Here is a 25,156-nt window from a genome sequence, read left to right as displayed (position 1 = left end):
GGCGAGACGAACATCGAGCCGGCACTGGCGGTGCCGAGCAGCGATTCGCTGGCGATCCTGGACCAGGCAGTGGATACGCTCAAGCGCTATCCGCAGGTGCACGTGACGGTGGCCGGTTACACCGACAGCGTGGGTACGCCACAGTACAACCAGGGACTGTCGGAGCGTCGCGCGAAGATCGTGTACGACTACCTGACGTCACACGGGATCGACCCGAGTCGCCTGGAAGGGCCGATCGGCCACGGCGAGGACGATCCGATCGACAGCAACAAGACGGCCTCCGGCCGTGCCCGCAACCGTCGCACGGAACTGCAGGTCCAGCAGTAATCGGACCGCAAGCTGTTACGGAAAGGCCCGGCGCATGCCGGGCTTTTTCGTGGTGAAGAAAAATTGTCAGCCTTGGAAAATCAGGAACAAATAGGCTACGAACAAGATCAGGTGCACGCCGCCCTGCAGGATATTGGTGCGGCCGCTGGAGAACGTCACCATGCAAAGCGCCAGCGTCAGCAGGAACAGCAGCAGGTCGGTATGCTGCAATCCGAGCACGATGGGATGGTGGGTCAGTTCGCTGATGATCAGGATCGCGGGAATGGTCAGCCCGATGGTCGACAATACCGAGCCCAGGAAGATATTCATCGATCGCTGCAAATGGTTTCTGCCCGCGGCGCGTACCGCGCCAATGATCTCCGGCGTGGCCACCAGCACGGCCATGGCCAGGCCGGCCAGTGCCGCGGGTTTGCCTAGCGTTTCCACCACATAGTCGACCGGCGGCGCCAGCTTCTCCGCCAGGTAGACAATCAATGCCATGTAGATTGCCAGCAGCAGTACGTGCTTAGATGTGCGTGGGCTTTCCGTAGTGGTCGTCACAGCGGCATCGCTCGCATCGCACACGTCATCGTGGGTCATGAAATAGGCACGGTGCCGGCTTGTCTGCAGGAACAGGAAGGCCGCATAAAGCCCCACGGAAATGAGTGCAACGAAGATCTCCTGCGCCAGCGAGAGCGTGGCGCCGGATGTCGTGATGGTGTAATCGGGCATCACCAGGCCAAGCACGCCCAGCGGAATGATCACGCCGAGATACGTATTGGCGCCTTGCAGGTTGTAATGCTGTTCGCGGTGCCGCCATCCGCCCCATAGCAACGACAACCCCACCATGCCGTTGAGCACGATCATGGTTACCGCGAACAAGGTGTCCCGTGCGAGCGTAGGATTGTTGGCGCCATGCAGCATGATGGCAGTAATGCTGATCACCTCGATCGAGGTAATGCAGATGGTAAGGACCAAAGTGCCGAATGGCTCGCCGAGTTTTTCGGCCAGGTGATCGGCGTGCCTGACCACCGCCAGCGCCGAACCGAGCACGACAGCAAACAGCCAGAAGAATACGAGGCCAAGCCGATAAGGATTCGACAATCCGCTCGTCAGTACTTCGCCGCGCAGCGCAAAGGCCGCGGTGGTAGCTAGGCTGAGTACCAGGAACCATTCTTTGCGTAACGTCGCCATGCCGGTCGGATACATACCCATGCCCTTCGTGCGAAGTGATTGTGCCGCGGCATGCGGCTCCCGGACGGTGAAACAATGATCTCCCTTGTTCGCGACGCGCTCGCCGTTGCCAGGGCGTCGCGATGATGACTCGTGGCTTTTTCCCCATCCCCGGAAAGACAGGTAAGCACCTGCAACTTTCCCCATTGCTTTTGGCCGCGGTGGCACATTGTAGCGCCTCGCCCTGTTAGGGCCGGGCCTGTTCGCTTATTTAGCCGGGGCCTTCGCCGCCAGCAGGGCCATCAATTCCAGGGCGTTGGCCGTGGCATGGCCCAGGGCGGTATTGTCGAAGATGCACCAGGCTTCGGCGCCTTCCGCCGAGGCCGAACGCAGGCGCGAACTCCCCGGCGCGCCGACCGCATGCTGGGCTTGTGAAAATCAACGGCTACCCGACGTATCCGCGCACCGTTGCTGTGCCTAGACAACGGGGAATTTATCAGTGCGATCCTATGCCAGTAGGCGCATCCACAATGTGTTGAGCTGGTTTATATCCAGCCACGCTGCTCCCTCAGCACGCATATATCGAACGCTTCAACCACATTTTCCGAACCCCAATGTTGGATCGCTATGCCTTCAACCGGCTGGATGAGATATCGCATGGTCGAGGACTGGCGACACGTTACAACCATGATCTGCCCTACCGGTCCCTCGCCCATCTGTTACGCCATGGCATCATCAACTCACCCCGCTTCCGAATGACTCGGAAAATGAGGGCGATTCAAAATTTTCTTTTTCAAGGGGCTTTCTATGCGAAAAATACTTAATTTTTTGGCTTTCCTTGTCTGTTTGGTGACTGGCTCGGTGATGGCGCAGCCCTCAAATAGTCCTCTTTCCGTACTGGATTATGGTGCTACCTGCAATGGTAGTGGGGACGACACGATCGCCATCAATTCTGCACTAGCCGCTGCATCGGCGGGGAACACCGTAATACTGCCTAGCGGTGGATCAGTATGTGTAGTCAGTTCTACGATCACGATTCCTTCGGGCGTCACACTGAGCGGCGGTGGCATGGGAGGTGCATTGCCTTTGTATGCCGGACCAGTTCCTACTACGTTGTCGTGGAAGGGATTAGGTGGAACTCCTGTCGTTCGTTGTCCGACTGGTAATTTTGATTGCGGCGTGCGCAATGTGCTGATCAACGGCAATCAATCGTCGCCGGAAACCGCCAGTGGTCCAATATGCCTCTCGATAGGAGCATCCATGGGCGGAAATTTTGAACACATAGCTTGCGAAAATGCGGGAATTGCCTTTTTATTTCAGAATACCGGGGATGGTGATCCTGGTCAGGATTTTTTCAATCATGGTCGCTTTGACCATTTACGAGCTCTGAATGTTTATGACGCCTTCTATTTCGATGGCGGCCCCGCTACAGGTTATGGATCCGTTAGTGATACCGATATGTATAACCTATTTGCCTGGAATTTTTATGGCGCAGGTATCATGTGGGTACAAGGTATGGATGATATCAAGTTGCATGGCGTATATCTTAGTACGGGACAGAGCGGAGCGGTCGGTGTTTTCATCAACCCAAACAATGTATCGGAAGGGGCGCCAGCTGCGAACCTGATCGATAGCTTGACCATGGACGTTTCGCAGCCAGCGACGACGATCATTTGCAATCAAACGGGCGGTATCTACAACATCATAAAGATGCAGTTAGTCGGAGGCTTGGTTAATGAGCCGGTTATTAATTCAGGCTGCCTGCTTGCGCTTAGTATCGAGAACATTGGCGCTCTACCAATGACCCAACAGATCTATGACATATGGGCTAGTCCAACCATTACTGGCAATGTGGCGACAGGCTATAACCCAATCGACCCAAGTGCTTTTGCGCTGTTCAAGCCAGTGGCTTACAGCAATATGTTTCAGTATGGAGCAGGTCCAATCGTATCAGTTGAATGGGTGACGCAATGGTTGCCTAATAGTGCGGCCGGTAGCATAGAATTAATGGATGGATCGAATTCGGGTGCGATTGCTACAGCCACGCCAGGTACGACGGGACCAACAGAAACTGCAATAGATATCACCGCTTATGTCAAGCAGCATTGGGCCGTAGGGGAGCAAAAGGCGATTCTTCTAACGGCCGGCAACGGCAAAGTAGGACCGACCATTCTGAAGAGCTTTCTTAGGGTCACCACTACTGCTTATTAATACCTGAGGAAATCCCCCGGCTATGCCGGGGGACTCCCGACGTTTGACCTATGCAGCGGTCATTGTGAATCTGAAATCTCGAGCAAGAGATGATGATTCACAATGAAAGAGTATCTGAGCCTAACCCACTCGCTGGGACTGTAAGTACCACTTCAGCGGAGAGTTGTTCTGGGCGCGCGGTTACTTCGTATCGACGGTGGGTTTGGACGAGGCGATGGTGCGGGCTTACATCAAAAATCAGGAAAAGGAAGATGAGCGCTACGATCAGATGAAACTTAGCGTATGAGCTGCTGCCTTGAGTGGCTAATGGTTTTAAGGTGCCTTTGAGGCGCTCATCTATAAAGCCCCCGGCTTTGCTAGAGGGTGCTTACTACCGGACTTTGCTACGAATGTTTGGTATGGCTGCAGGGAACAGATCATGCGCGTCGATTCATGATGTAGGCCTGAGAATTCCTTGTGGAAGGGATGACAGTGATGAAGTACTCGCTGTCATATGACAGAACAGCCAGCCAGCAGGGCCATCAATTCCAGGGCGTTGGCAGTGGCATGGCCCAGGGCGGTATTGTCGAAGATGCACCAGGCCTCGGCGCCTTCCGCCACGGCCGAACACAGGTGCGTTGCGGTCTGCTGGAGAAAGGCCGGCGAATAGGCGTCGTAATAGATCCGCGGCGTGCCATGCAATCGGAGGTAGCGAACGGCATCGGCGCCGGCGACATGATCGGCGCCGGGGTGGGGCGGCGGGCTCGCGCCCACGCGCCCGATGGCGTGGCGCGTGAGCATGGCCGTCACTGAAGGCGCAAACCAGGAGGCGTGACGCGGCTCGCATACCGCCGGGCCGGCATAGTGGCTGCGCAGCATGGCGAAAAAGGCGTCCGCTACCGCGCCGTCGTAAGCGGCGCCGGGCGGCAGCTGGATCAACACGCAGCCGAGCTTGTGCTCCAGTTCGGCGACTTCTTCAAGGAAACGGCGCATTTCGTCGTCGGCCTCGCGCAGGCGACGGACGTGGGTAACCGTCTTGATCATCTTCACCGAGAAGCGGAACGTATCGGGTACCGATGCGGCCCAGCGGCGATAAGTGGCGCCACGGTGCGAGCGGTAGAACGACGAATTGATTTCCACCGCGTTGAAGCGCGAGGCGTAGCGTTCCAGATGCGAGCCGTCGGTGGCAAACAGGCCGGCGTGCGCGGCTGGAACCGACCAGCCGGCGCAGCCGATGTAGAGCGAGGGGAGTGGGGCTGGAATGTCCGCGTCCATGCTTTCAGCCTGCCAGCCGGCGCAAGTCGTCCAGCCGGTCCGCATCGGCGATGCCTTTGTCGGTGCGCCAGCGCAGGATGCGCGGGAAACGCACCGCCAGGCCGGCCTTGTGGCGTGTGGACGTCTGGATGGCTTCGAACGCCAGCTCGAACACGTGCACCGGCTGCACCGAACGCACCGGTCCGAAGCGTTCGATGGTATGCGCGCGGATCCAGCTGTCGAGTCGGGCGATTTCCCTGTCGTCCAGGCCGGAATACGCCTTGGCCACTGGCACCAGTGTGTCGCCGTCCCACACGCCGAAGGTGTAATCGGTGAACAGGCCCGAGCGGCGTCCATGTCCGGGCTGGGCGTAGACCAGCACCGCGTCGATGGTGAAGGGGTCCACTTTCCATTTCCACCAGTCGCCGCGCTTGCGTCCGACGCGATAGGGCGAGGCCAGGTGCTTGAGCATCAATCCTTCCGTGCGTCGTTCGCGCGACGCATGGCGAAGTGAGGCCAGCGCAGGCCAGTCGACGATCGGCACGGCTGGCGAGAGCATCAACGTCGGTCCATGTCCTTCGATCAGCATGGCCAATTGGGCGCGTCGTGCGGACAAGGGTTGCTCGCGGAGGTCGCGTCCCTCCCATTCCAGCAAGTCGTAGGTCATCAGGCGCACCGGCGTATCGGCAAGCAGTTTTGCGCCGGGCTTGAGCTTGCCGATGCGCTTTTGCAACGCGGTAAACAGCAACGGATGCTCCTCATCGGGAGCCCAGGCCAGTATTTCGCCGTCGAGCACGCATCCATCGGGCAGGGCGAGCGCGGCCTGTTCAAGCTCCGGAAAGCGGCCATCCAGGCGCTCTTCGCCACGCGACCAAATGCTCACGGTGCCGTGGCGACGGATCAGTTGCGCGCGGATGCCGTCCCATTTCCATTCGGCCAGCCATTCGCCGGGCAAGCCGAGCGTTTCCGGTGCCTGCTCGAGCGGGGAAGCGAGGAAGAACGGATAGGGGCGATCCGCGACATGCTCGTCGCTGCTCGCCGGCTTGGCCAATGCCGCGAACGTGTCGGCGCCGGGATGCCAGGTGCCGCTGAGCCGATGTGCGATCAGGTCGGTGGGCAAGCCGCTCCATTGCGCCAGCGCCTGCACCACCAACCGGCGCGATACGCCAACGCGCAGCGCGCCGGTGAGCAGCTTATTGAGCAGAAAAATCTGCTGGCGCGGCAATGCGGGCCACCATTCGCGCAGAAGGTTTACGCGCGCGGGTGCATCATGCTGGCCGAGCGCCGGCAGGCGTTGTTCCATCCACGTGTGCAGGGCGACGTCGGCATGGCCTTCGCCCGCTTCCGGCAGCATCAGGGCGATCGCTTCGGCGAGGTCGCCGACCTGCTGGTAGCTTTCGTCGATCAGCCATGCCGGATACTCCGTTTCGGCGGCCAATGCCTCGCGCAGGTCGGTACTGGAGACGGTGCGCCGCAATTTTCCGCCCGCCAGCACATATACCGCCCATGCCGCATCCGCGGCCGGTGCCGCGGCAAAATAGCCGGCCATGGCATCGCGCTTGGCCACGGTGGAGGAGGTGCGGTCGAGCGCTTCGTAGAGGGCGGCGAAGCGGCGCATCAGTCGCCTTCCTCGCTGCGTGGCGCGGACGGCATCGCATTGCCGAGGGCGTGCAATGGATGCGCATCGTGGCCCTCGTCACGCAGGTAACGCACCAATGCTTCGCCGTCGCCGTGCGTGACATAGATGCGTTTGGCGCCGCAATCGCGCACGCTGGCAAGCAGGCCGGGCCAATCGGCATGATCGGACACCACGAAGCCGCGATCGTAGCCGCGCCGGCGCCGCGCGCCACGCACTTGCATCCAGCCGGAAGCGAACGCCGTGGATGCATGGCCGAAACGGCGCATCCACGCCGAACCCGCGGCGGACGGTGGCGCCAGCACCAGTTCGCCGGCGTACTCGCGCCCGCGACCGGCTTCGCGCACCGCCTCGGTCGGCAACATGGCGACGCCGGCTTCGCGGTAGCGCTGGATCAACGGCAGCATCGCGCCATGCACGTAGGCGGTACGTTGCGTGCGCGTAGCGAGTTCGGCCAACAGGCGCTGCGCCTTGCCCAGCGCGTAGCAGAACAGCACGGCGGCCATGCCGCGCGTGGTGCATTCCTCGATCCAGGCAAGGATCTCCTCGATCACCTGCGCGATCGGCGGCCACCGGTAAATGGGCAGTGCGAAGGTGGACTCGGTCACGAAGACATCGCATGGCACCGGCTCGAACGGCGCGCAAGTGGGATCGGCGTCGCGCTTGTAATCGCCTGATACCACCGCGACGCGGCCCAGCGCTTCGATGCGAACCTGCGCCGAACCAAGCATATGTCCGGACGGATGCAGCGATACCTTGGCGTCGCCAAGCTCGAACGGCGCGCCGTAATCATGGGCCCGGATGGTGGCCTCGCTGCCGAGACGGTCGCGCAGCAAGCCGGTACCCGCGCTGGCGGCATGGTACGTGCGCGAACCTGGATATGCATGATCGCCATGTGCGTGCGTGATTACCGCGCGGTGCACGGGAAACTGCGGATCGATATGGAAATCACCGGGTGGGCAATACAGCCCTTCCGGACTTGGCCGCAGCAGGTCGCTATCCATGCCCGGAGCTTAGGATCAGTGGCGTCAACGTGGGGGAAAGGACGCGCCAGGTGTTGCGCTGTTGAGCATCCCTAGGTTACCGCGTCGGTGCCCCACAGCGCTTCCATGTTCACGCTCAGCTCAAGCGCATCGAGGTCCACCGCTTCGCTGATGGCGTGCGCGGCGACATCGCCGCGGCGGCGGATCGGGGTGCCGATGCGCAGGCCGTCATGCGTGGTGATCGATGACACTTGCGGGGTCAGGCTGCCGCGTCCGCGCTGGATCACCACGGCAATGCTGCCATTGCGAAGCCGCACGCCGGTGCCCGGCGGATAAATGCCGAGTGTCTTGATGAAACTGGTCGCGATCTTGCCGTCCAGCGTGGTGCCTTCATTCAAGTACAGCCAGCGCAGCGCCAGGTTGGATGGCAGCGGCGGACGATAATGCCGATGTGCCACGCGCGCGCAATACACGTCGGCGGTGCCGAGCAGGCGCGCGGGCAGGGCGATCGCCTCGCCATGCTTGCCCCCGGGGTAACCGCTGCCGTCCGGTCTCTCATGATGCTCCAGCACGGCCTGCAGCCAGGTTTCATTGTTGACGCCGCGCTCGCCCAGCAAGGCGACGCCATGTTCGCAATGACGGCGCACTTGCGTGTACTGCGCATCGCTGAGCGGGCCATCCACGGCCAGCAACTGCTGCTGCAATTCGAACATGCCGATGTTCATGGTCAGCGCGGCAGCGATGATCGGCGCGCGCTCCGCCGCGGACAGTTCGAGCGCCGCGCCCACCAGTTCGCATACGATGGCGGCGTTGATCATATGGCGTGTGGCGTACAGGCCATCGCGGTGCAGCAGGATGGAAGCAAGCGACAAGTCGGGATTCACCCGGCAGGCGCGTTGCAGCAGCTCGGCGATGCGGGCGATCTCGCGGGCGAAGTCCGTGCGCCGGTCACCGGTCAGCAGCGAATACAGCCGATGCCGCGCCGACAGGATCGACGCGAGCGGGCGCTCGGCATCGGCCGCGTCGCCTTGTGCATCCTGGCGTCCGGATGCGTTGGCGTCATCGAAGTATGCGTGACGGATCAGCCGTTCCACCGAGGCTTCGCTGGCCAGGATCTGGCCCGCACGCAGCAACAGTTTGCCGCGCTCGTCGTAAGCATCGTGAGGCAGCGGTTGCCCGGCCTGCACTTCTCCCGCCTGGATCGGTCGCATCGATGCCCCAGTCTATGTCCACAAGTTCCCCATGGCAGTTGCCAGCCGCCGCGCATTGCCCGAGCCGGACGTTCTTCGTGCATGCCAAGGAGCCGGCTCTCGGCAGCTTATCGGCAGCGGCAGGCTGCGGCTTGAGCGCAACCGATAGCGATCCCGCGCTGGCGGTTAGAAGCAGTTTTATCGTGTGCAGGGCGTGCAGCCGGGATCGCCGTGACGTGAAAACAGCGGATCGGCGATCCGGCAGTCAGCCCCGATTGGCGCCGCCGCCTTACCATCGTAGCCGGCACCAGGGGATGCCATGGCCTGCTGCCTTTTCCTGCTAACTGGAGTGGAGTGACGACATGATCAAGCCCATGCTCGCAACGATGACGATCGCTCTCTGCATGTCGCTCGCCGCATGCGGCGGCTCGGAGACCGTGGTCAAGAATGAAGATTCCTGTGGCAAGCAGATGATGGATTTGCAGAACGCCCTGAATACCGGGGCCATGTCGCAATCGGAATACGACAAGGCGCGCAGCGAAGCCGTTCACCGCTGCAATCATGGCGGCTAGGGCGTGAGCTGTCTGGTCTGGACGTCGCCGACCTCGTTCGTGTAGCACCGGACGTCGGTGACGGTATTGCCCTACACTCGCTATCTCCGATCGATATCAGCGGCAGCCTGCATGAATTCCGATCAGCAATGGGGCGAATACCGTGGCGTCAGGTTCGAACACGCTTGCGACGGCGGCGGCGACTCGCGCAGCGGGATCATCCATTTTCCGGATGATCCCCGCCGCCATGTCGTGGCCGACGGCGGCGGCGCGCGCTGGGAAGAAGCGGCGAGGGCGCTGATCGATCGCTACTTCCACGATATCGATATCGAGCCGGACGACGATTCCGAGGCGTGAGCGGTAGTGCTCGCGCCGCCAGGCCTGGCTGAAGGTCGCCATCCGGGTTTGTGCAGCATGGGGCTTGGGTCGTCACAACTTGGTTTCTGTTTGGTATTTACCGGCTATCGAACCGGTGTCGCGATCGTATCGATCGCAACACCGCTTGCGTTTAAGCTTGTGCTCGTTATGGATCGCCCGAACAGAGGTCCGCATTGAGCACATCGTTTGCCACCGATGACCTGATCCACCACGGTACGCCCGCTTTCCGCCGCACCAACCTGGCCTTGTTCGCCGCCGGGCTTGCCACGTTCGGCCTGTTGTATTGCGTCCAGCCGCTGATGCCGCAGTTCAGCCATCACTATGGCATCAGTGCGGCGGCGAGCGCGCTGTCGTTGTCGTTGACTACCGGCGTGCTGGCTTTCGCCATGTTGTTCGCTGGCGGCGTGTCCGATGCGTTTGGACGCAAGTCGGTCATGGTGGTGTCGCTGCTCTCCTCGGCGCTGCTGGTACTGCTTAGCGCCTTGATGCCGGATTGGTACGCGCTGCTGGCGCTGCGCACGCTGCTTGGCCTGACCCTGAGCGGCCTGCCCGCGGTGGCGATGACGTATCTCACCGAAGAAATGCACGCCGAATCGATCGGCCTTGGCATGGGCCTGTACATCAGCGGCAGCGCCGTGGGTGGCATGAGCGGGCGATTGATCTCCGGCGTAGTCGCCGATGACTTCGGCTGGCGCATGGGTATCGCTGTGGTCGGCATCGTCGGGCTCATTGCCGGGCTGGTTTTCTGGCGCTCTCTGCCGCCTTCGCGTCACTTTCGCCCGCAGGCACTGCAATGGCGTGCATTGTTCGCACGCTTCGCCGGCATGTTTCGCGACCCGGGCTTGCCGTGGCTGTTTGCAGAAGGCTTCCTGTTGCTCGGCGCCTTCGTCACGGTCTACAACTACCTGGGCTATCGGCTGATGGCGCCGCCCTACAACCTCAGCCAGGCCGTAGTCGGGCTGATCTTCGCGATCTACCTCATCGGCACGTTCAGTTCCGCCTGGATGGGATATCTGGCGGGCAAGCTGGGGCGGCGCAAAGTGCTATGGACGGCTTTCGCGTTGATGCTGGCCGGCACGGCATGCACCATGGCGGCAGCGGTATGGTTGATCGTCCTTGGCATCACCGCGATCACCTTCGGCTTTTTCGGCGGTCATTCCATCGTCAGCAGCTGGGTAGGACGGCGCGGCGGCGCGGCGAAAGCGCAGGCGTCGTCGATGTACCTGTTCAGTTACTACATGGGCTCCAGCGTGGCCGGCGCCAGCGGCGGGCTTTTCTACGCGAAAGAAGGCTGGCAGGGCGTGGCGTTGTTCGTCGGCGCGATGGTGCTGGCCGGCCTGCTGGTTTCACTCTGGCTGTATCGCCTGCAACCGCTGGCGCAGACGGTCACGCCGCCAACCCCGATGAGCAAGGGAGCCATGCCATGAAGATCGACCGCATCGACCACGTGGTACTGACCGTCGCCGATATCGACGCCACCTGCGATTTCTATGCGCGCGTGCTGGGCATGCAGGTGGTGGCATTCGGGCAAGGTCGCAAGGCGCTGGCGTTCGGTGCGCAGAAGATCAACCTGCACCGGCATCGTCACGAATTCGAACCCAAGGCCAGGCAGCCTACGCCCGGTTCCGCCGATCTGTGCCTGATCACTTCCATGCCGCTGCCACAGGTGATCGAGCACATCGAGCAATGCGATGTAGCGATCGAGCAAGGCCCGGTTCCACGCACGGGCGCACAGGGACCGATCCAGTCCGTTTACCTGCGCGATCCGGACGGCAACCTGATCGAAGTGAGCAATGAGGGCGGATGATTTAACGCTTGCCGGCAAGCAGCAGCTGGATAAAGCGCGGTAGCAGCGGGGAGCGCTCGTCCTCGCGATACACCACGTGTATCTCCGACATGGCGGTCGCTTCGGCCAGCGGGATATAACTGATGCCTTCCACCTGGATATGGCTGCAGGATTGGGGAAGGATGGAAACCCCCAGGCCCGCCGCCACCAGGCCGATGATGGTGGACGCTTCGCGCGCTTCCTGTGCGATATGCGGCGCGAAGCCTGCATCGCGGCACAATGCCAATACGTGTTCGTAGACGCCGACGCCGGCGCTGCGGGCAAACACCACGAACGGTTCCTGTGCCAGCGCCTTGGTCGGCAGCTTGCCGCGCGCGCCCAAGCGCTTGAGCGCGGGGTGATCCAAGCGCAGCACCGCTACCAGTGGATCGCGGAACAGGCGCCTGGACAGCAGCGACTTGGGCAGTATGCCAGGACGCAGGATACCGACCTGCAATCTGCGTTCGAGTAGCGCATCGATCTGCTGCAGCGAGTTCATTTCCTCCAATTGCAGATGCACGGCGGGAAAGCGCTGGCGAAAAGCGAAGATGGCGCGCGGAATGTCCTGCGACAGCGGCGTAGTGCGGGTGAAGCCGATGCGCAGCTCGCCCAGTTCGCCGCGTTGCGCGCGCTGGGCAAGTTCGGTGGCGCGCTCCATCCGTGCCAGGATATCGCGCGCTTCCTGCAGGAAAAGCCGGCCGGGTTCGGTCAAGGCCACGCGACGATTGGTGCGCGTGAGCAAATGCGCGCCGACCGCATCTTCCAATTGGCGGATCTGCTGGCTTAGCGGCGGCTGGGACATGCCCAGCCGCTCCGCCGCCTTGCCGAAGTGCAGCGTATCGGCAACGGCGACGAAATAGCGCAAATGGCGTAGTTCGATGTTCATGACTGTGATCCGCATGCTTGCGCAATGCACGAATGCTCACCTGCCTGGTTGGACAGGGCGCCCGCTGCCGTCACGGCGTCGTGGCTGGCGCCGGCTTCAGCATGCCTTGCACGTCCTCGAACTTTCCATCGTTGAAGTTCGCTGGAATATCCAGCAGATGCGCCATCAGCGGATAGACATCCACATTCGGGAAGCTATGAAAACGGATGCCGCGCTGGAATGCCGGGCCATGCGCGATAAACAGCGCCTGCATGCGTGGATCGGCGTTGTCGTAGCCATGGTCGCCAAGGCTCACCTTGCCCTTGTGCTTGGCGAGGTAATCGGTAGTGGTGATGCGCCAGCCCACGTCCGCCAGGCATACCAATTGCGGCACGCGCGCGTTCGAGCCGTAGTCGAAGCGTTTGGGAATGCGGGTCTTGTCCCAGCAATGCATGTGCTGCTGCGGCTGTTCCAACTGCTCTTCGATGGCGTTGAAATCATGCTTGCGCTTGGGATTGAAGCCGGCGATCACTCCCATGGTGACCGCCTGCACGTCATCCATCGGGATCAGTTTGTCGATCAGGATGCTGTTTTGCTTGGGTACGCTGGCCATGCCGTGATCGGCCACTACGATGATGTTCATATGGTCGAGCAGGTTGCGTTGACGCAGGCCGTCGACGAGGCGAGCCATGGCAGCGTCGACCTCGCGCAGCGCCTGGTCGACCTGCGGCGAATCGGGGCCGTAACCATGCCCGGCATGGTCGACCGTATCGAAATACAAGGTGAGGAAGCGTGGCCGCTGGTCGGGCGGCAGGTCCAGCCATGCCAGCACCTGGTCGACGCGCTGGTCGGGCGTTACCTTGCCATCGAACGGTTTCCAGTAATCCGGATGCTTGCCTTCGATATCGGCTTCGGAGCCTGGCCAGAACATGGTCGCCGTGCGCAGCCCATGGGCATCCGCCGTCTCCCATATTGGCGTGGCCTGGTCCCACCACAGCCCATTGCCGACCGCCTTGCGATCGCCGATCGAAAACTTGCCCAGTTCCGGATCGGACATGGTGTTGGCGACGATCCCGTTATGGTCGGGCACCAGGCCGGTGACGATGGCGTAGTGATTGGGAAACGTCAGCGACGGAAACGAAGGCTGCATGGAATCGGCATGCACGCCGGTGGCCGCCAGCGCCTGCAGGGTAGGGCTCAAGCCACGATCGAAATAGTCGGCACGGTAGGCATCGATGGAGATCAGCAGCAGCGGCGTGGTGGCCGCCGCCGTGGCTTGCTGCGCTTTGGTTTCGGTGGAGGAAGGCGTTGGCGCGGCAGGATGGGATGCACAACCGGCGCCGAGGACGGCAACGGAACAAAGCACAAGGCGAAGCAGCCATTTCATGGGAACGATCCGTTTGATGCGGTGGATAGTTCTTTAATGATGGCGCAGATGAGTGACTAATTCAGCCCTGAGGGCGATGCGCCGCAAGTTCTCGCTGTTTGCTTGCCGCCCCGCGCAGGTTGGAGCGACGAGCAGCGGTGTGCGGAAAGTATCATGCCGCGAATCGTGCACGATCGCGGATGATTACAATCATCATGCCGCGTGCCCTTTTTCGCATACCTGGATTGTGTCGTCGCCGGTATCGCTTTCGTCTTGGAAGGTGGAATGGCGGGCGCCAGCCTGAGGGCACCTAGGGATGCTCTGATCAATACTACGTAGGCGTCACCAGCTCTGTCTGTTCGCAGACCATAGGTTCGTCGGCGAAGGCAGACTGGCGGTCTGTCGAGACGACGGGCCGCACGCGGGGAGAGTGCATGGATGCACTCGGCTTTGAGGAGCGAGGAAGGGATGCGGACAGACAGAGCTGGCCCCAACATGTTGAATTTAAAGCGATGGGGTGATGACCAGAAGGCACGCAGAGTGCGCCGCGCGGCTTGGCAAGACGGCCAGTCTTCCCGGCGCCGCACAACACACTCTGCGAGCCTTCTGGTCATCATGCCGCCTGCGTAGCATTGATCAGAGCATCCCTGGTTGGCCGGCTTCCTTCCGCTGTTGGCATTGTAAGTAAAGGCTGGTCGATACCCGGTCGCAAAAGCATCTACGGCGTGTGTGTTCTTGATGGCCTGGTTTGCATGAATGGCATTAAGTTGGGCCTTGTTCGCAATTAAAATATTTTTGAAAATGGAATGTAACTGCACCTGGATGCGTTATGAAAAAGATAATAGTTTTTAATTTATCCGCATCGCAAGTCTACTTTGCCAAGCAATTCAATAATTGAAACAAAATATTCACTCATGCAGTGAAAATTTCGCCATATAGTTTTCTCTGGCCGTCCGTGACGTTGGACAGCCTTTTGGGGATTTAGCGAAGCAGTCGTTCATAACCCAAGCCTCGGCGCACCTGTCCTTGGTGATTGCCCGTGGTTTTGCTCGCCAATCGGATGATCCATGAGTTTCATTCGCCTACTCTTCGGAGGTACCTATGTATACGCAGCATTTGAAGACGTCATTGGCAAAGTTTCGGGTATTGCTCGTTATGGTGATGGCATTCGCCGCAGGCATGGCTACGCTGGGTGTGCCCATGCAGGCGCACGCGCAAGGGCTCGCTGCGGTGACCTGTAGTGGCGAGGGAAGTATTTTTTGGTCGCCGGGCGTGACCAATCAATCGCAAACGATTACCGCCTCGTATCAGGCATATGAACCCACTTGCTTGAATGTGCTCGGGTTGTCGCTGACTAGCGTCTCTGGTTCCAGTACGAGCACCAGTCCGCTTTCGTGTACAGAACTTTTCCCCGCGCAGCTTAAGCAAACCTGGAACCTGACCTGGTCGGATGGTGAAACCAGTACGCTCAACTTCATCCCTGAATACAACCAGCTCAATGGCATCGTCAGCTATGCTGCATTGGGAAACATCACCAGTGGCCGCTTTAGCGGCAGTACGGCGTACCTGGCGCTTACCGGCATTGATCTAAACGGCATATTGCAGAACCAATGCGCAACGCCGGCAGGACTCAGTGGCGCCGATGCCCAGGTTTTTATTCAGATCTACGGGCTTTGAGATAAACGGTCGCTGTGCTACGTGCGGCTTTGGCTTCATGGAGCGAACGGGTGGTTGCATGCCAAGGAGGCGTGCACCACCCGGGTTACTTTTTCCGGGAATATAACGACATCGAAAAGCACCGGGCGTCGTAAAGAATCCGCGCATGATGATCCCGATGCATGGCTGCTTCCGCTGCCACGGGTGACAAAAGTCGCTGCAGCGCTGCTCTTCGGCCGCAAGGTATCGGGCGGCGGTCTCCCGCGGCTCGTGCCCGTTACGGCGATGCGCCCGCCGAAGTCAGTTGCGCCGCCAGTTCGTTCACGTGTTGCGCCAGGGTGCGCAGCATATTGGCGTCGACCTTCGTCACTGCGACGAAAATCCCGACCTGTCGTCCCGGTACCAGTGCCATGTAGGTCATGAAGCCGCCGCCACCGCCGGTTTTTTCAATGATCGCGGGGCTTTGCGGCGTCGGCGCCAGCCACACCCAGCCCATGCCGAGGCCGCTGGCATGCCCCCCGATATCCATGCCTTGCACGCTGGCGAGCGATTGCCGCTGGAAATAGATCGCCTGGCTGATCGCGGTATCCGGATCGGCACCGCGCTTGCCGATGCCGAGTTGATCGGTCATCCACATCGCCATGTCGGCGGCCGTGGAATACAGGCCGCCGCTGCCCGCATTCTCGGCGCTCCCGGTGCAAGGCGCGGCGGCGTCCGGCGCACCGCCGTCCATCAAGCGACGGCATTGCCCAGCGGATGGCGCATCGGTGGTATCGCGCATGCCGAGCGGCCCGGTGACGTAACGTTGCAGCGCCTGGCTGTAGGACGTTCCAGCGGAATTCGACAACGCATCGGCCAGCAGGTCGAAGGCAAGATTGGAATAGAGCGCGGCGTGTCCAGGCGCCGGCAGGTTGCCTTGCTCTTGCAGCCAGTTCCAGCGTGCCTGGGCGTAACCGGCTTTGTCGTCTGCCGGTATATCGGCCGAACGCGGCAGGCCGCTGGTGTGCGTGGCGAGATCGAACAGCGTGATCGGCCGCATGCCACTGGCTTGCGGTACGCGATAGCCGTGGGGGGCATGGCTTTGCAACGTATCGTCGAGATGAAGCTTGCCGTCGCTGGCAAGTTTCACCATCAGGTCCACCGCCAGCAGCTTGGACAGGGAGCCGATGCGCAGCAGTGATGTGGCGTCCGGAAGCTGTCCGTCGCCAGGACGTGTTTCGCCGAAGCCCTGGATCAGGCGCCGATCGCCATCGACGATGACGATGACCATGCCGCGCGCACCACTTGCGGCAAACATGCGCGGCGCGGCGTCGGGCACGTAATTGGAGGGGGCCGCGGCGGTTGCGTTCGTGGCTGCCAGGGACAGCAGCAAGATGACTCCCATCCGTGACAAGAACGGGCCGGTCATGCGGTTTCGCCTCAATGTCATCGACATGTGCTTGCTTTCCATCGGTGGCTGGCGAGAGCGGTCATTGGATGCAGACCGAACATTTTTTCCGAAGTTAACTCGCGCTAGGGATGCTCTGATCAATGCTACGCAGGCGGCATGATGTCCAGAAGGCTCGCAGAGTGTGTTGTGCGGCGCCGGGAAGACTGGCCGTCTTGCCAAGCCGCGCGGCGCACTCTGCGTGCCTTCTGGTCATCACTCCATCGCTTTAAATTCAACATGTTGGGGCCAGCTCTGTCTGTCCGCATCCCTTCCTCGCTCCTCAAAGCCGAGTGCATCCATGCACTCTCCCCGCGTGCGGTCCATCGTCTCGACAGACCGCCAGTCTGCCTTCCTCGCTCCTCAAAGCCGGGTACATCCATGTACCCTCCCCGCGTGCGCCGACGAACCTATGGTCTGCGAACAGACAGAGCTGGTGACGCCTACGTAGTATTGATCAGAGCATCCCTAGCCATCTCTTTGCTTGAGCCATGCCGCCGCGCCCAGTCCGGCACGATAGCCGCTCGCGAAGCAGGCTGTAAGCAGGTAACCGCCGGTGGGTGCTTCCCAGTCCAGCATTTCGCCGGCGCAGAACACGCCTGGCAGTGCGTCAAGCATCAGGGCGTGGTTCATGGCCTCGAGGCGCACGCCGCCGGCGCTGCTGATGCTTTCGGCCAGCGGCCGTGCGCGTTGCAGGCGCAGCGGCAGGCGTTTGATGGCCCGCGCCAGCCGCTGCGGGTCGTCGAGTTGTGCCCGGTCCAGCACCTCATGCAGCAGCGCGACCTTGGCGCCGGCCAGTCCCGCGTGGCGGCGCAGGTGTTCGCTGAGCGAGCGGCGGCCGCGCGGCTGCGCCAGGTCGCGATTCAGTCTTTCTTGCGTGCGGTCGGGAACGAGATCCAGCTCCAGCGTGGCGACGCCGTGGATCGCGATCTCATCGCGCAGCCTTGCCGACAATGCATACACCAGGCTGCCTTCGATGCCGGTGGTGGTGATGACGCATTCGCCCTGGCGCACATGTTCGCGTCCGTCAGCATCGCGCCAATGCGCCGCCACGGGTTTCAGCGGTGCGCCGGCATGACGGTTCGCGAGGTATTCGCTCCAGCCGATATCGAAGCCGCAATTGGCCGGCTGTAGCGGCGCCAGGGCCACGCCGCGCGCAGCCAGCAAGGCTTGCCAACTGCCATCGGAACCCAGTTGCGGCCAGCTGCCGCCGCCGAGTGCGAGTACGGCGGCAGGTGCCGTCACCGCGCGCTCGCCTTCGGGTGTGCCCAAGCGCAAGGCGTCATCGTCGCGCCATCCCAGCCAGCGGTGATGCACGTGGAAGCGCACGCCGCTTTCGCGCAGGCGATGTACCCAGCCGCGCAGCAGCGGCGCGGCTTTCAGGTCATCGGGAAACACTCGCCCGGAACTGCCGATGAAGGTTTCCACGCCCAGGCCGCGCGCCCATGCGCGCAAGGCGTCGGCATCGAACGCATCGAGCCACGCGCCGACTTCGCCGGCGCGCGCGCCGTAGCGCTGCACGAAATCCTTCTTGGCTTCGCCGTGCGTGAGGTTCATGCCGCCTTTGCCGGCGATCAGGAATTTGCGCCCGACCGAGCCTTTGCCCTCGTAGACGTCCACCTCGATACCTTGCGCCCGCGCCGTCTCGGCGGCCATCAGCCCGGCAGGACCGCCGCCGACCACGACCAGGCCGGTGCTGATATGAGGAAGGGAAGACATCGGGATCGCGTCGTGCTCAGGCCAGCGTGGCGGCCATCCGCTTGCCCGGTTCCACGGCAATGCTGGTGCTGTCGTTCATGACCTGCAATTGCCCATCCTGGATCAGGCATTGCAGGCGCATGCCGCGCTCGGATATGGCGGCGAGCGCATCGACGGTCTCCGTGCCGATGTCCAGCACGGTAAGGTTCCGGTTGCGGCCGAGTGCGCCGGCATGCTTCTCCCACCACGCCTGGGCGCCGTGGCCGCCGTAGTTGATCACCACGACCTGCCTGGCGCGGCCGCATGCCTTGCGAATGCGTGCTTCGTCAGGCTGGCCAACCTCGATCCACAGCTCGATCTCGTCGGTATAAGCCTTGCGCCAGAGCGCCGGTTCGTCCTCGTCGCTCAGGCCCTTGCCGAATTCCAGGCGGTCGTCGGCATACAGCGCGAAGGCCAGCAGGCGCACCATCATCCGTTCTTCCGTCTCGGAAGGATGCCGCGCCAGCGTCAGCGGATGGGTGGCGTAGTAATGCCGGTCCATGTCGCTGATTTGCAGTTCGGCCTTGTAGATCGTGGCGTTGAGGGCCATGCGCTGTGCCTGGTGAGGATAACCACGCAGTGTAACGGTTATCCGCCGCCGGCAAGTGCCGGTTATGCCATGCATCCGAAAAGGTCGCCATGCCGTACGCGATCTTCCCATGCCAGCAGAAAGCGCTTGGTCGGCAACCCGCCGCCGAACCCGGTGAGGCTGCCGTCGCTGCCGATCACGCGATGGCAGGGCACGATGATCGGAATCGGATTGCAGCCATTGGCGGCGCCCACCGCGCGCACGGCTTGTGGTTGGCCGATGCGTCGCGCCACCTCGGCATAGCTGGCTGTCGTCCCGTAGGGAATCTCTGCCAGCGCCCGCCACACCGCCAACTGGAATGGCGTGCCGAGCGGGTGCAGCGGCAGCTCGAAAATCTGCCGGACGCCGGCGAAATACTCGTCCAATTGCCTGCGCGCGAAATCCAGTTTGTTGCACTGGTAGATACAATGCGTGGCCGTCGGCTTCTGATGCCGGCTGTTCTCGAACGCTACTTCGCGCAACCCTTGCGCATCGGCGACCAGGCGTAGCATGCCGATGGGCGTGGACATGTCGTCGTACCAGATGGTGTCGTGATCGAGCGTCATGCGGTAACTCCAGTGCGGATGGCGCGCGTGGCCCTGGCCGGTTCGCTCATGCTTCGCCACAGATGCATGACCGCGTAGGCCCGCCATGGACGCCAGGCTTCGGCCAATGTCGTCAACGCGCGGGTGCCGAGCGCTTCTTCGCCACCCGCGGCGGCACGGCGCAGGATCAGGTCGGCGGCGGGAAAGGCGTCCGGGTGGCTGAGTGCACGCATCGCCATGTAGTGTGCCGTCCATTCGCCGATGCCGGGGAGTGCAATCCAGCGCCGCACGAATTCGTCCAGGGATTGTTCGGCGCGAAAATCCACGCGCCCGTCCAGCACCGCACGAGCCACGCCGCGGATGCTTTCGGCCCGGGCCGAGGTCACGCCGAGCGAGCGCAGATCCGCGTCGGCCAACATCGCGGGCGAAGGGAACAGGCGCTCCAATCCGGGGGCGACCGGCATGGGCAGGGGTTCGCCGTAACGCTGCACGATGCGAGAGGCGAGCGTGCGCGCCGCCGCCACGCTGACTTGCTGGCCGAGGATGGCGCGCACCGCCACTTCGAAACCGTCCCAGCTGCCAGGCAGGCGCAGGCCTGGGCGCTTGCGCAGCAGCGGGCGCATGGAGGGCGTGGCTTGCAGGACGACGCCGATCGCCTGCGGATCGGCATCCAGGTCGAACATGCGCCGGATGCGGGTGACCACCGCCAGCATGCGTCCCGGTTGCGGGCAGTGCAATTGCAGGCGCAAGGCGTGCTCCTGGCCCGGCCATGCGCTCAGGCGCAGCCAGCCGGGAGCATCCGCGGGACCAAACGCGCGCGCGTAGCTTTCGTCATCGACGGCTTCGATACCCGGCAAGGCGCGGCCGCGCAGGAATGCCAGCAGCGAAGCAAAATCGTAAGGCGGCCGATAGCTCAGGCGCAGGTTCAAGCTGTCGCCGTTGTCCGTATGGGGATGGCGACGCAATGCCCGCGGCGCGATGCGGTTGGCATGTACGAACGCAGCGTTGAAGCGGCGCAGGCTGCCGAATCCCGAGGCCAGCGCCACGGCCGTGATCGGCATGCTGGTCTCGGTCAGCAGTTGCTTGGCGAACAGCAACCGGCGCGTGGTGTGCACGTCGATCGGCGGTGCGCCCAGGCGTTCCACGAACAGGCGGCGCAATTGCCGCGTGCCTACGCCTACACGTTGCGCGAGTTCCTCGACGGAGCAATCCTGCAGCAGGCCGCCTTCGATTAATGTCAACGCACGTGTGACCACGTGCTCGCCGCGTTGCCAGGCGGCATTGCCTGGAGCCAGCTCCGGCCGGCAGCGCAGGCACGGACGAAAGCCGGCTGCCACCGCGGCCGCCGCGGTGCTGAAAAACCGCACATTTGCCGGTTTCGCCGGTGGGGCCGGACACACCGGCCGGCAATAGATGCCGGTGCTCGCCACGGCGATGAAGAACAGGCCGTCAAACCGCGCATCGCGGCTGAGCCGTGCGCGTTCGCAGGTTTGCGGGTCCGGCATGGATGTGGGCGACGTTTCCGGCATCGACGAAGGCTAGCACCGCCGCCAGCCTGAAACTCGCCGTTTTCGGACTTCAATGCCGCAGGTTGCGCCTAGCGCGGACGCCGGCCGAGCATGCTCGACAACACGCCGTCGCGGCGGATAAGCCCGTGATACAGCGCCGCGCCCAGGTGTGCCAGGAACGTCAGGAACAGCAGCATCGCCAGCCACGCATGCGCATGCCGCAGGATCGCGAACGCCGCGGCGTTGGCCGGAAAAATGGACGGCAAACGCCATGTGTCGCCAAGCATCACCGGATAGCCGCCCGCCGAGAGCATGGCCCAGCCAATCAGCGGTATCGCCAGCATCAAGGCATACAGCAGATAGTGCGATGCATACGCCGCCAACTTTTGCAGGCGGGGCAGGTCGGCAGGCAAGGGCGGTGGCGGATGGCGCAGGCGCACGATGAGCCGCACCACGGCCAGCAGCAGTATGGCGATACCCAACGGCTTATGGATGCGGATCAGCCATGCATGCCGCTCGGAAACCGAGGCCACCATGCCCACGCCGATAAACAGCATCGACAGGATCATGATGGCCATCAGCCAATGCAGCACGCGGGCAGCGAGTACGAATTGCGTGGACGAGCGTGTCATCGCGCAGCCTCCGGCGTGGTGTGCGCGGCGGTGCCGGGCAAGTGGGCTTCTTCGCTGGTGCGACGCAGGTAGGAGGTCGCGTAGGCGGCCGAACGCGCAGGCAGCAATGGATCGTCGGAGGCTTCGATGCCATGCGGCAGCACCAGGGGATCGTAATTGATGTCGCGACACGGTCCGCTTGCCTGCGGCTCGGTGCCGGTAAGCACCAGGGTGCCGGCATTGATATCGCGCCGGTCCGATGGCCATGTCCTGGTGGCGTCGTTGGTGGGATCGCCGGGTTGGGCCAAGGTAACGAACAGATGCCAGCGTTGCGGATTGTGCGCAAGCCGCTCGGCGAGATCGGCATCCAGGTAGTTGGGGTCGCTGCCTCCGGGTGTGGCGCCGCTGGCCTCCGGCGCCATGCGCCAACGCACCGCATGGCGCTGGCCGTTGGCATCGACCAGCACGAATGCATCCAGGCTCCAATAGCTTTCCGTCGTATAGCTTGCCGAAGGCCTGGCCGTCTTCACCCAGGCGAGAAACGCCGCTGTTTCCGGGTGCGCGGCGAAAAATGCTTTCAGGTGCGCGGGATCAGCCTTGCCAGTGGCCGGATCGGGTTGTTGCGCCTGCAGCTGTTCGTAGAACGCTTGCGGCGTGGCGACGGGAAAGACCGGCATGCTGTTCATGCCGGTGCGCCATTGCTGGCCGTCCGCCTGGGTAAATCGCAAGGCCATGCTGCGAATCGGCACGCTGCCATCCGGTGCATACGGATTGCCGCCGGGCACCGCAAAGCGTCCCACCACCGGCGTGCGGCCGGGCGCGAATACCTGCGCCACGGAATACGCTTGCACGTTGCCGCTGCTTTCGAAATAACCCACCACGCAAACGCCCTTGGCATGATTGCGGCGGTAGCCGGGGAACACGCCCGCATTGGCCTGCAACTGGTCCACCATGCGTTGCGCCGTCAGCCGGTGTGGCGCCAGCCAGCCGCCGACGTAGCCAAAAGCCAAGACGATGATCGACAACACGGCCGCGATAAGGATCAGGCGCAGCACGACGCTGCGAGCGGGCAAAGGAGGCGGAGCGTGCATAAATCGGTTCCTGGCTGGAAAAGCTTTGGATAAGTCCGCCAGCGGCATCATCCGCTGGTGAAGTGCCATGTCTTGCCGCGTGCCATGCTATGCCATGCCCGGCCTGAGTGGCCGGCGGCGCATTCGATAAGCCTTCGCCTGCGGACAGCATCCGGTTACGCCTGTGCGGCAGCCGGCACGCCGCGTCCGAGCCTTGGAACAATGGCCGGGCGGCACGCTGCCGGTCACTTGGGGGTGACCTATACTCCGGGTCTGTCTGACCGGAGCCTATCCATGAACGCCCCCACCCGCATCGACACCACCCGTACTATCCGCGCCCCGCGCGGCACCGAGCTGAGCTGCAAGAGCTGGCTGACCGAAGCGCCCTACCGCATGCTCCAGAACAACCTGGATCCGGCCGTGGCGGAAAATCCGGCGGAACTGGTGGTGTACGGCGGGATTGGCCGCGCCGCGCGCAATTGGGAATGCTTCGACGCGATCTTGCGCGCGCTGCGCGATCTCAACGACGACGAAACCCTGCTGGTGCAATCCGGCAAGCCGGTCGGCGTGTTTCCCAGCCATCCGGATGCACCGCGCGTGCTGATTGCCAATTCCAATCTGGTGCCGGCCTGGGCGAACTGGGAACACTTCAACGAACTGGACCGCAAAGGCCTGATGATGTACGGCCAGATGACCGCCGGTTCGTGGATCTACATCGGCTCGCAGGGGATCGTGCAAGGCACCTACGAAACCTTCGTGGAGATGGGCCGCCAGCATTATCACGGCAGCCTCAAGGGCAAATGGATTCTTACCGCCGGCCTGGGCGGCATGGGCGGCGCGCAGCCGCTGGCCGCTTCGCTCGCTGGCGCATGCAGCCTCAACATCGAATGCCAGCAGAGCCGCATCGATTTCCGTCTCCAGACCCGCTACGTCGATGAGCAGGCGAGCGACCTCGACGATGCGCTCGCGCGCATCGAGAAATACACCCGGGCCGGCGAAGCCAAGTCGATCGCGCTGCTTGGCAATGCTGCCGACGTGCTGCTGGAACTCGTGCGCCGCGGCGTCAGGCCCGATGCGGTCACCGACCAGACCAGCGCGCACGACCCGATCAACGGCTACCTGCCGCTGGGCTGGACGGTGGAGCAATGGTTCGAGCGCCGCAAGAGCGATCCCGACGGCACGCGCGATGCTGCCAAGAAATCGATGAAGCAACATGTGGAGGCCATGCTTGCTTTCCATGCGCAGGGCATTCCCACTTTCGATTACGGCAACAACATCCGCCAGATGGCCAAGGACGAAGGGCTTGCCAATGCCTTCGATTTCCCCGGTTTCGTGCCGGCCTTCGTGCGGCCGCTGTTCTGTCGCGGCGTCGGCCCGTTCCGCTGGGTGGCGCTTTCCGGCGACCCGGAAGACATCCTCAAGACCGACGCCAAGGTGAAGGAGCTGATTCCCGACGACCAGCACCTGCATAACTGGCTCGACATGGCCGAGCAGCGCATCAGCTTCCAGGGTTTGCCCGCACGCATCTGCTGGGTCGGCCTCGGCCAGCGCCACAAGCTCGGCCTCGCTTTCAATGAGATGGTGCGCAAGGGCGAATTGAAGGCGCCCGTGGTGATCGGCCGCGATCACCTCGATTCCGGCTCCGTCGCCAGTCCCAACCGCGAAACCGAAGCCATGAAGGATGGCAGCGATGCCGTCTCCGACTGGCCGCTGCTCAATGCGATGCTTAATGTTGCCGGTGGCGCTACCTGGGTCAGCCTGCACCATGGCGGCGGCGTGGGCATGGGTTACAGCCAGCACAGTGGCGTGGTGATCGTATGCGACGGCAGTGAAGCCGCCGACAAGCGCATCGCGCGCGTGCTGTGGAACGATCCTGCCACTGGCGTGATGCGGCATGCGGATGCCGGTTACGAGCTGGCAGTGCAATGCGCGAAGGAGCAGGGGCTGAACCTGCCGATGGCCTGACTGCCGGCAGCGCCTGGCCATGGGCGGCTTCGGTGCCGGCGTTCGATTCCTCGCGCGTGAATGCCGGTGCGGCGTCCTGGCTCTTGCCGCAGTAATGCACGGCATGACGCTTGATCCAGTCCGCAACGCGACTGGCCAGGCCGCGCACGGTGTCCAGCCGCTGCGCGGTATCGCTGGGAGATGCCGCGGTGCGGTAATGGCTCTTTGCTTGACGGGGCCGTTCCAGCGCGGAACGGGACTCGCCGGTTACACATCCCTTTCACATTTGCCATTCAAAGATTGCAGCGATGGGCCGATAACAGGTTGGTCTAGGGGAAATAGATAGCGATACCACACATCTCGTCGAGGGGCAT

The 25,156-nt window shown here is 62.5% G+C and carries 22 protein-coding genes and 1 pseudogene; 9 read left to right on the top strand and 14 right to left on the bottom strand.

All coding sequences use genetic code 11. The annotated features are described in order from the left end of the window. Positions 1–327: OmpA family protein (locus tag ISP15_RS16415; protein WP_404548841.1), on the top strand; the 327-nt coding region annotated here is incomplete at its 5' end. A 66-nt stretch (positions 328–393) separates the two neighbouring features. Here the strand turns inward: ISP15_RS16415 and ISP15_RS16410 are convergent. After that, on the bottom strand, positions 394–1,521 hold the full coding sequence (locus ISP15_RS16410) for a calcium:proton antiporter (protein ID WP_404548839.1): 1,128 nt from the start codon (positions 1,519–1,521) through the stop codon (positions 394–396). Positions 1,522–2,286: 765 nt separating this feature from the next. Here ISP15_RS16410 and ISP15_RS16405 point away from each other — a divergent pair. Beyond that, a complete protein-coding gene (locus ISP15_RS16405; protein ID WP_404548837.1) occupies positions 2,287–3,690 on the top strand; it encodes a glycosyl hydrolase family 28-related protein in 1,404 nt (467 codons plus the stop codon). A gap of 148 nt (positions 3,691–3,838) precedes the next feature. Next, positions 3,839–3,976: pseudogene (locus tag ISP15_RS16400) on the top strand (transposase); the annotation flags it as partial. A 203-nt stretch (positions 3,977–4,179) separates the two neighbouring features. Here the strand turns inward: ISP15_RS16400 and ISP15_RS16395 are convergent. From ISP15_RS16395 to ISP15_RS16380, 4 genes are all read right to left on the bottom strand, one after another. Continuing rightward, positions 4,180–4,944: a DUF72 domain-containing protein gene (locus ISP15_RS16395; RefSeq protein ID WP_404548835.1), complete on the bottom strand. Its 765-nt coding sequence runs from the start codon at positions 4,942–4,944 to the stop codon at positions 4,180–4,182. A gap of 4 nt (positions 4,945–4,948) precedes the next feature. Continuing rightward, positions 4,949–6,541: an ATP-dependent DNA ligase gene (locus ISP15_RS16390; RefSeq protein ID WP_404548833.1), complete on the bottom strand. Its 1,593-nt coding sequence runs from the start codon at positions 6,539–6,541 to the stop codon at positions 4,949–4,951. Then, on the bottom strand, positions 6,541–7,563 hold the full coding sequence (locus ISP15_RS16385) for a ligase-associated DNA damage response exonuclease (RefSeq protein WP_404548830.1): 1,023 nt from the start codon (positions 7,561–7,563) through the stop codon (positions 6,541–6,543). Before ISP15_RS16385 ends, ISP15_RS16390 begins: the two co-directional genes overlap by 1 nt. Before the next feature lie 71 nt (positions 7,564–7,634). Continuing rightward, a complete protein-coding gene (locus ISP15_RS16380; protein WP_404548827.1) occupies positions 7,635–8,753 on the bottom strand; it encodes an HD-GYP domain-containing protein in 1,119 nt (372 codons plus the stop codon). 341 nt (positions 8,754–9,094) lie between these two features. Between ISP15_RS16380 and ISP15_RS16375 the strand changes: the two genes are divergently transcribed. The 4 genes from ISP15_RS16375 to ISP15_RS16360 all read left to right on the top strand — a co-directional run bounded on the left by ISP15_RS16375 (position 9,095) and on the right by ISP15_RS16360 (position 11,468). Further along, on the top strand, positions 9,095–9,304 hold the full coding sequence (locus tag ISP15_RS16375) for a hypothetical protein (protein WP_404548824.1): 210 nt from the start codon (positions 9,095–9,097) through the stop codon (positions 9,302–9,304). Positions 9,305–9,415: 111 nt separating this feature from the next. Continuing rightward, entirely contained in the window at positions 9,416–9,640 is a 225-nt protein-coding gene (locus ISP15_RS16370) for a hypothetical protein (RefSeq protein ID WP_404548821.1), read from the top strand. Between the two features lie 194 nt (positions 9,641–9,834). Then, the gene (locus tag ISP15_RS16365; RefSeq protein ID WP_404548819.1) at positions 9,835–11,088 is read left to right on the top strand and encodes an MFS transporter; all 1,254 of its coding nucleotides are present in this window, start codon (positions 9,835–9,837) and stop codon (positions 11,086–11,088) included. Next, positions 11,085–11,468 (top strand): VOC family protein, encoded by a 384-nt coding sequence (locus ISP15_RS16360; RefSeq protein WP_404548817.1) that lies wholly within the window; start codon positions 11,085–11,087, stop codon positions 11,466–11,468. Before ISP15_RS16365 ends, ISP15_RS16360 begins: the two co-directional genes overlap by 4 nt. Before the next feature lies 1 nt (position 11,469). Here ISP15_RS16360 and ISP15_RS16355 read toward each other — a convergent pair whose 3' ends face one another. Beyond that, complete coding sequence (locus tag ISP15_RS16355; protein ID WP_404548815.1) at positions 11,470–12,372, bottom strand: LysR family transcriptional regulator; 903 nt, start codon at positions 12,370–12,372, stop codon at positions 11,470–11,472. Positions 12,373–12,442: 70 nt separating this feature from the next. Next, positions 12,443–13,738, bottom strand: a complete 1,296-nt coding sequence (locus tag ISP15_RS16350; RefSeq protein ID WP_404548813.1) for an alkaline phosphatase family protein — start codon at positions 13,736–13,738, stop codon at positions 12,443–12,445. A gap of 1,080 nt (positions 13,739–14,818) precedes the next feature. Between ISP15_RS16350 and ISP15_RS16345 the strand changes: the two genes are divergently transcribed. Continuing rightward, on the top strand, positions 14,819–15,394 hold the full coding sequence (locus tag ISP15_RS16345; RefSeq protein ID WP_404548811.1) for a hypothetical protein: 576 nt from the start codon (positions 14,819–14,821) through the stop codon (positions 15,392–15,394). A 256-nt stretch (positions 15,395–15,650) separates the two neighbouring features. Here ISP15_RS16345 and ampH read toward each other — a convergent pair whose 3' ends face one another. From ampH to ISP15_RS16310, 7 genes are all read right to left on the bottom strand, one after another. Then, the gene (ampH, locus tag ISP15_RS16340; protein WP_404548809.1) at positions 15,651–16,781 is read right to left on the bottom strand and encodes a D-alanyl-D-alanine-carboxypeptidase/endopeptidase AmpH; all 1,131 of its coding nucleotides are present in this window, start codon (positions 16,779–16,781) and stop codon (positions 15,651–15,653) included. Positions 16,782–17,267: 486 nt separating this feature from the next. Continuing rightward, positions 17,268–18,518, bottom strand: a complete 1,251-nt coding sequence (locus ISP15_RS16335; RefSeq protein ID WP_404548807.1) for a TIGR03862 family flavoprotein — start codon at positions 18,516–18,518, stop codon at positions 17,268–17,270. Positions 18,519–18,534: 16 nt separating this feature from the next. Then, positions 18,535–19,086 (bottom strand): YaeQ family protein, encoded by a 552-nt coding sequence (locus tag ISP15_RS16330; RefSeq protein ID WP_404548805.1) that lies wholly within the window; start codon positions 19,084–19,086, stop codon positions 18,535–18,537. Positions 19,087–19,148: 62 nt separating this feature from the next. After that, on the bottom strand, positions 19,149–19,670 hold the full coding sequence (locus tag ISP15_RS16325; RefSeq protein WP_404548803.1) for a methylated-DNA--[protein]-cysteine S-methyltransferase: 522 nt from the start codon (positions 19,668–19,670) through the stop codon (positions 19,149–19,151). After that, positions 19,667–21,154: a DNA-3-methyladenine glycosylase 2 family protein gene (locus tag ISP15_RS16320; RefSeq protein ID WP_404548801.1), complete on the bottom strand. Its 1,488-nt coding sequence runs from the start codon at positions 21,152–21,154 to the stop codon at positions 19,667–19,669. The genes ISP15_RS16325 and ISP15_RS16320 overlap by 4 nt, the downstream gene beginning before the upstream one ends. Before the next feature lie 92 nt (positions 21,155–21,246). Next, the gene (locus tag ISP15_RS16315; RefSeq protein WP_404548799.1) at positions 21,247–21,789 is read right to left on the bottom strand and encodes a cytochrome b; all 543 of its coding nucleotides are present in this window, start codon (positions 21,787–21,789) and stop codon (positions 21,247–21,249) included. Beyond that, positions 21,786–22,859 carry a catalase family peroxidase gene (locus ISP15_RS16310; RefSeq protein ID WP_404548797.1) on the bottom strand — a complete coding sequence of 358 codons (1,074 nt, stop codon included), beginning with the start codon at positions 22,857–22,859 and terminating at the stop codon, positions 21,786–21,788. Before ISP15_RS16310 ends, ISP15_RS16315 begins: the two co-directional genes overlap by 4 nt. Positions 22,860–23,132: 273 nt before the next feature. Between ISP15_RS16310 and hutU the strand changes: the two genes are divergently transcribed. After that, a complete protein-coding gene (gene hutU / locus ISP15_RS16305; protein WP_404548795.1) occupies positions 23,133–24,803 on the top strand; it encodes a urocanate hydratase in 1,671 nt (556 codons plus the stop codon). Positions 24,804–25,156 lie beyond the last annotated feature (353 nt).

Origin of the sequence: Dyella jejuensis (assembly GCF_044904675.1) — a bacterium.
GTDB lineage: Bacteria > Pseudomonadota > Gammaproteobacteria > Xanthomonadales > Rhodanobacteraceae > Dyella_B > Dyella_B jejuensis.
Note: the sequence above shows the minus strand (reverse complement) of the source record. Positions and strands in the feature narration are given on the sequence as shown.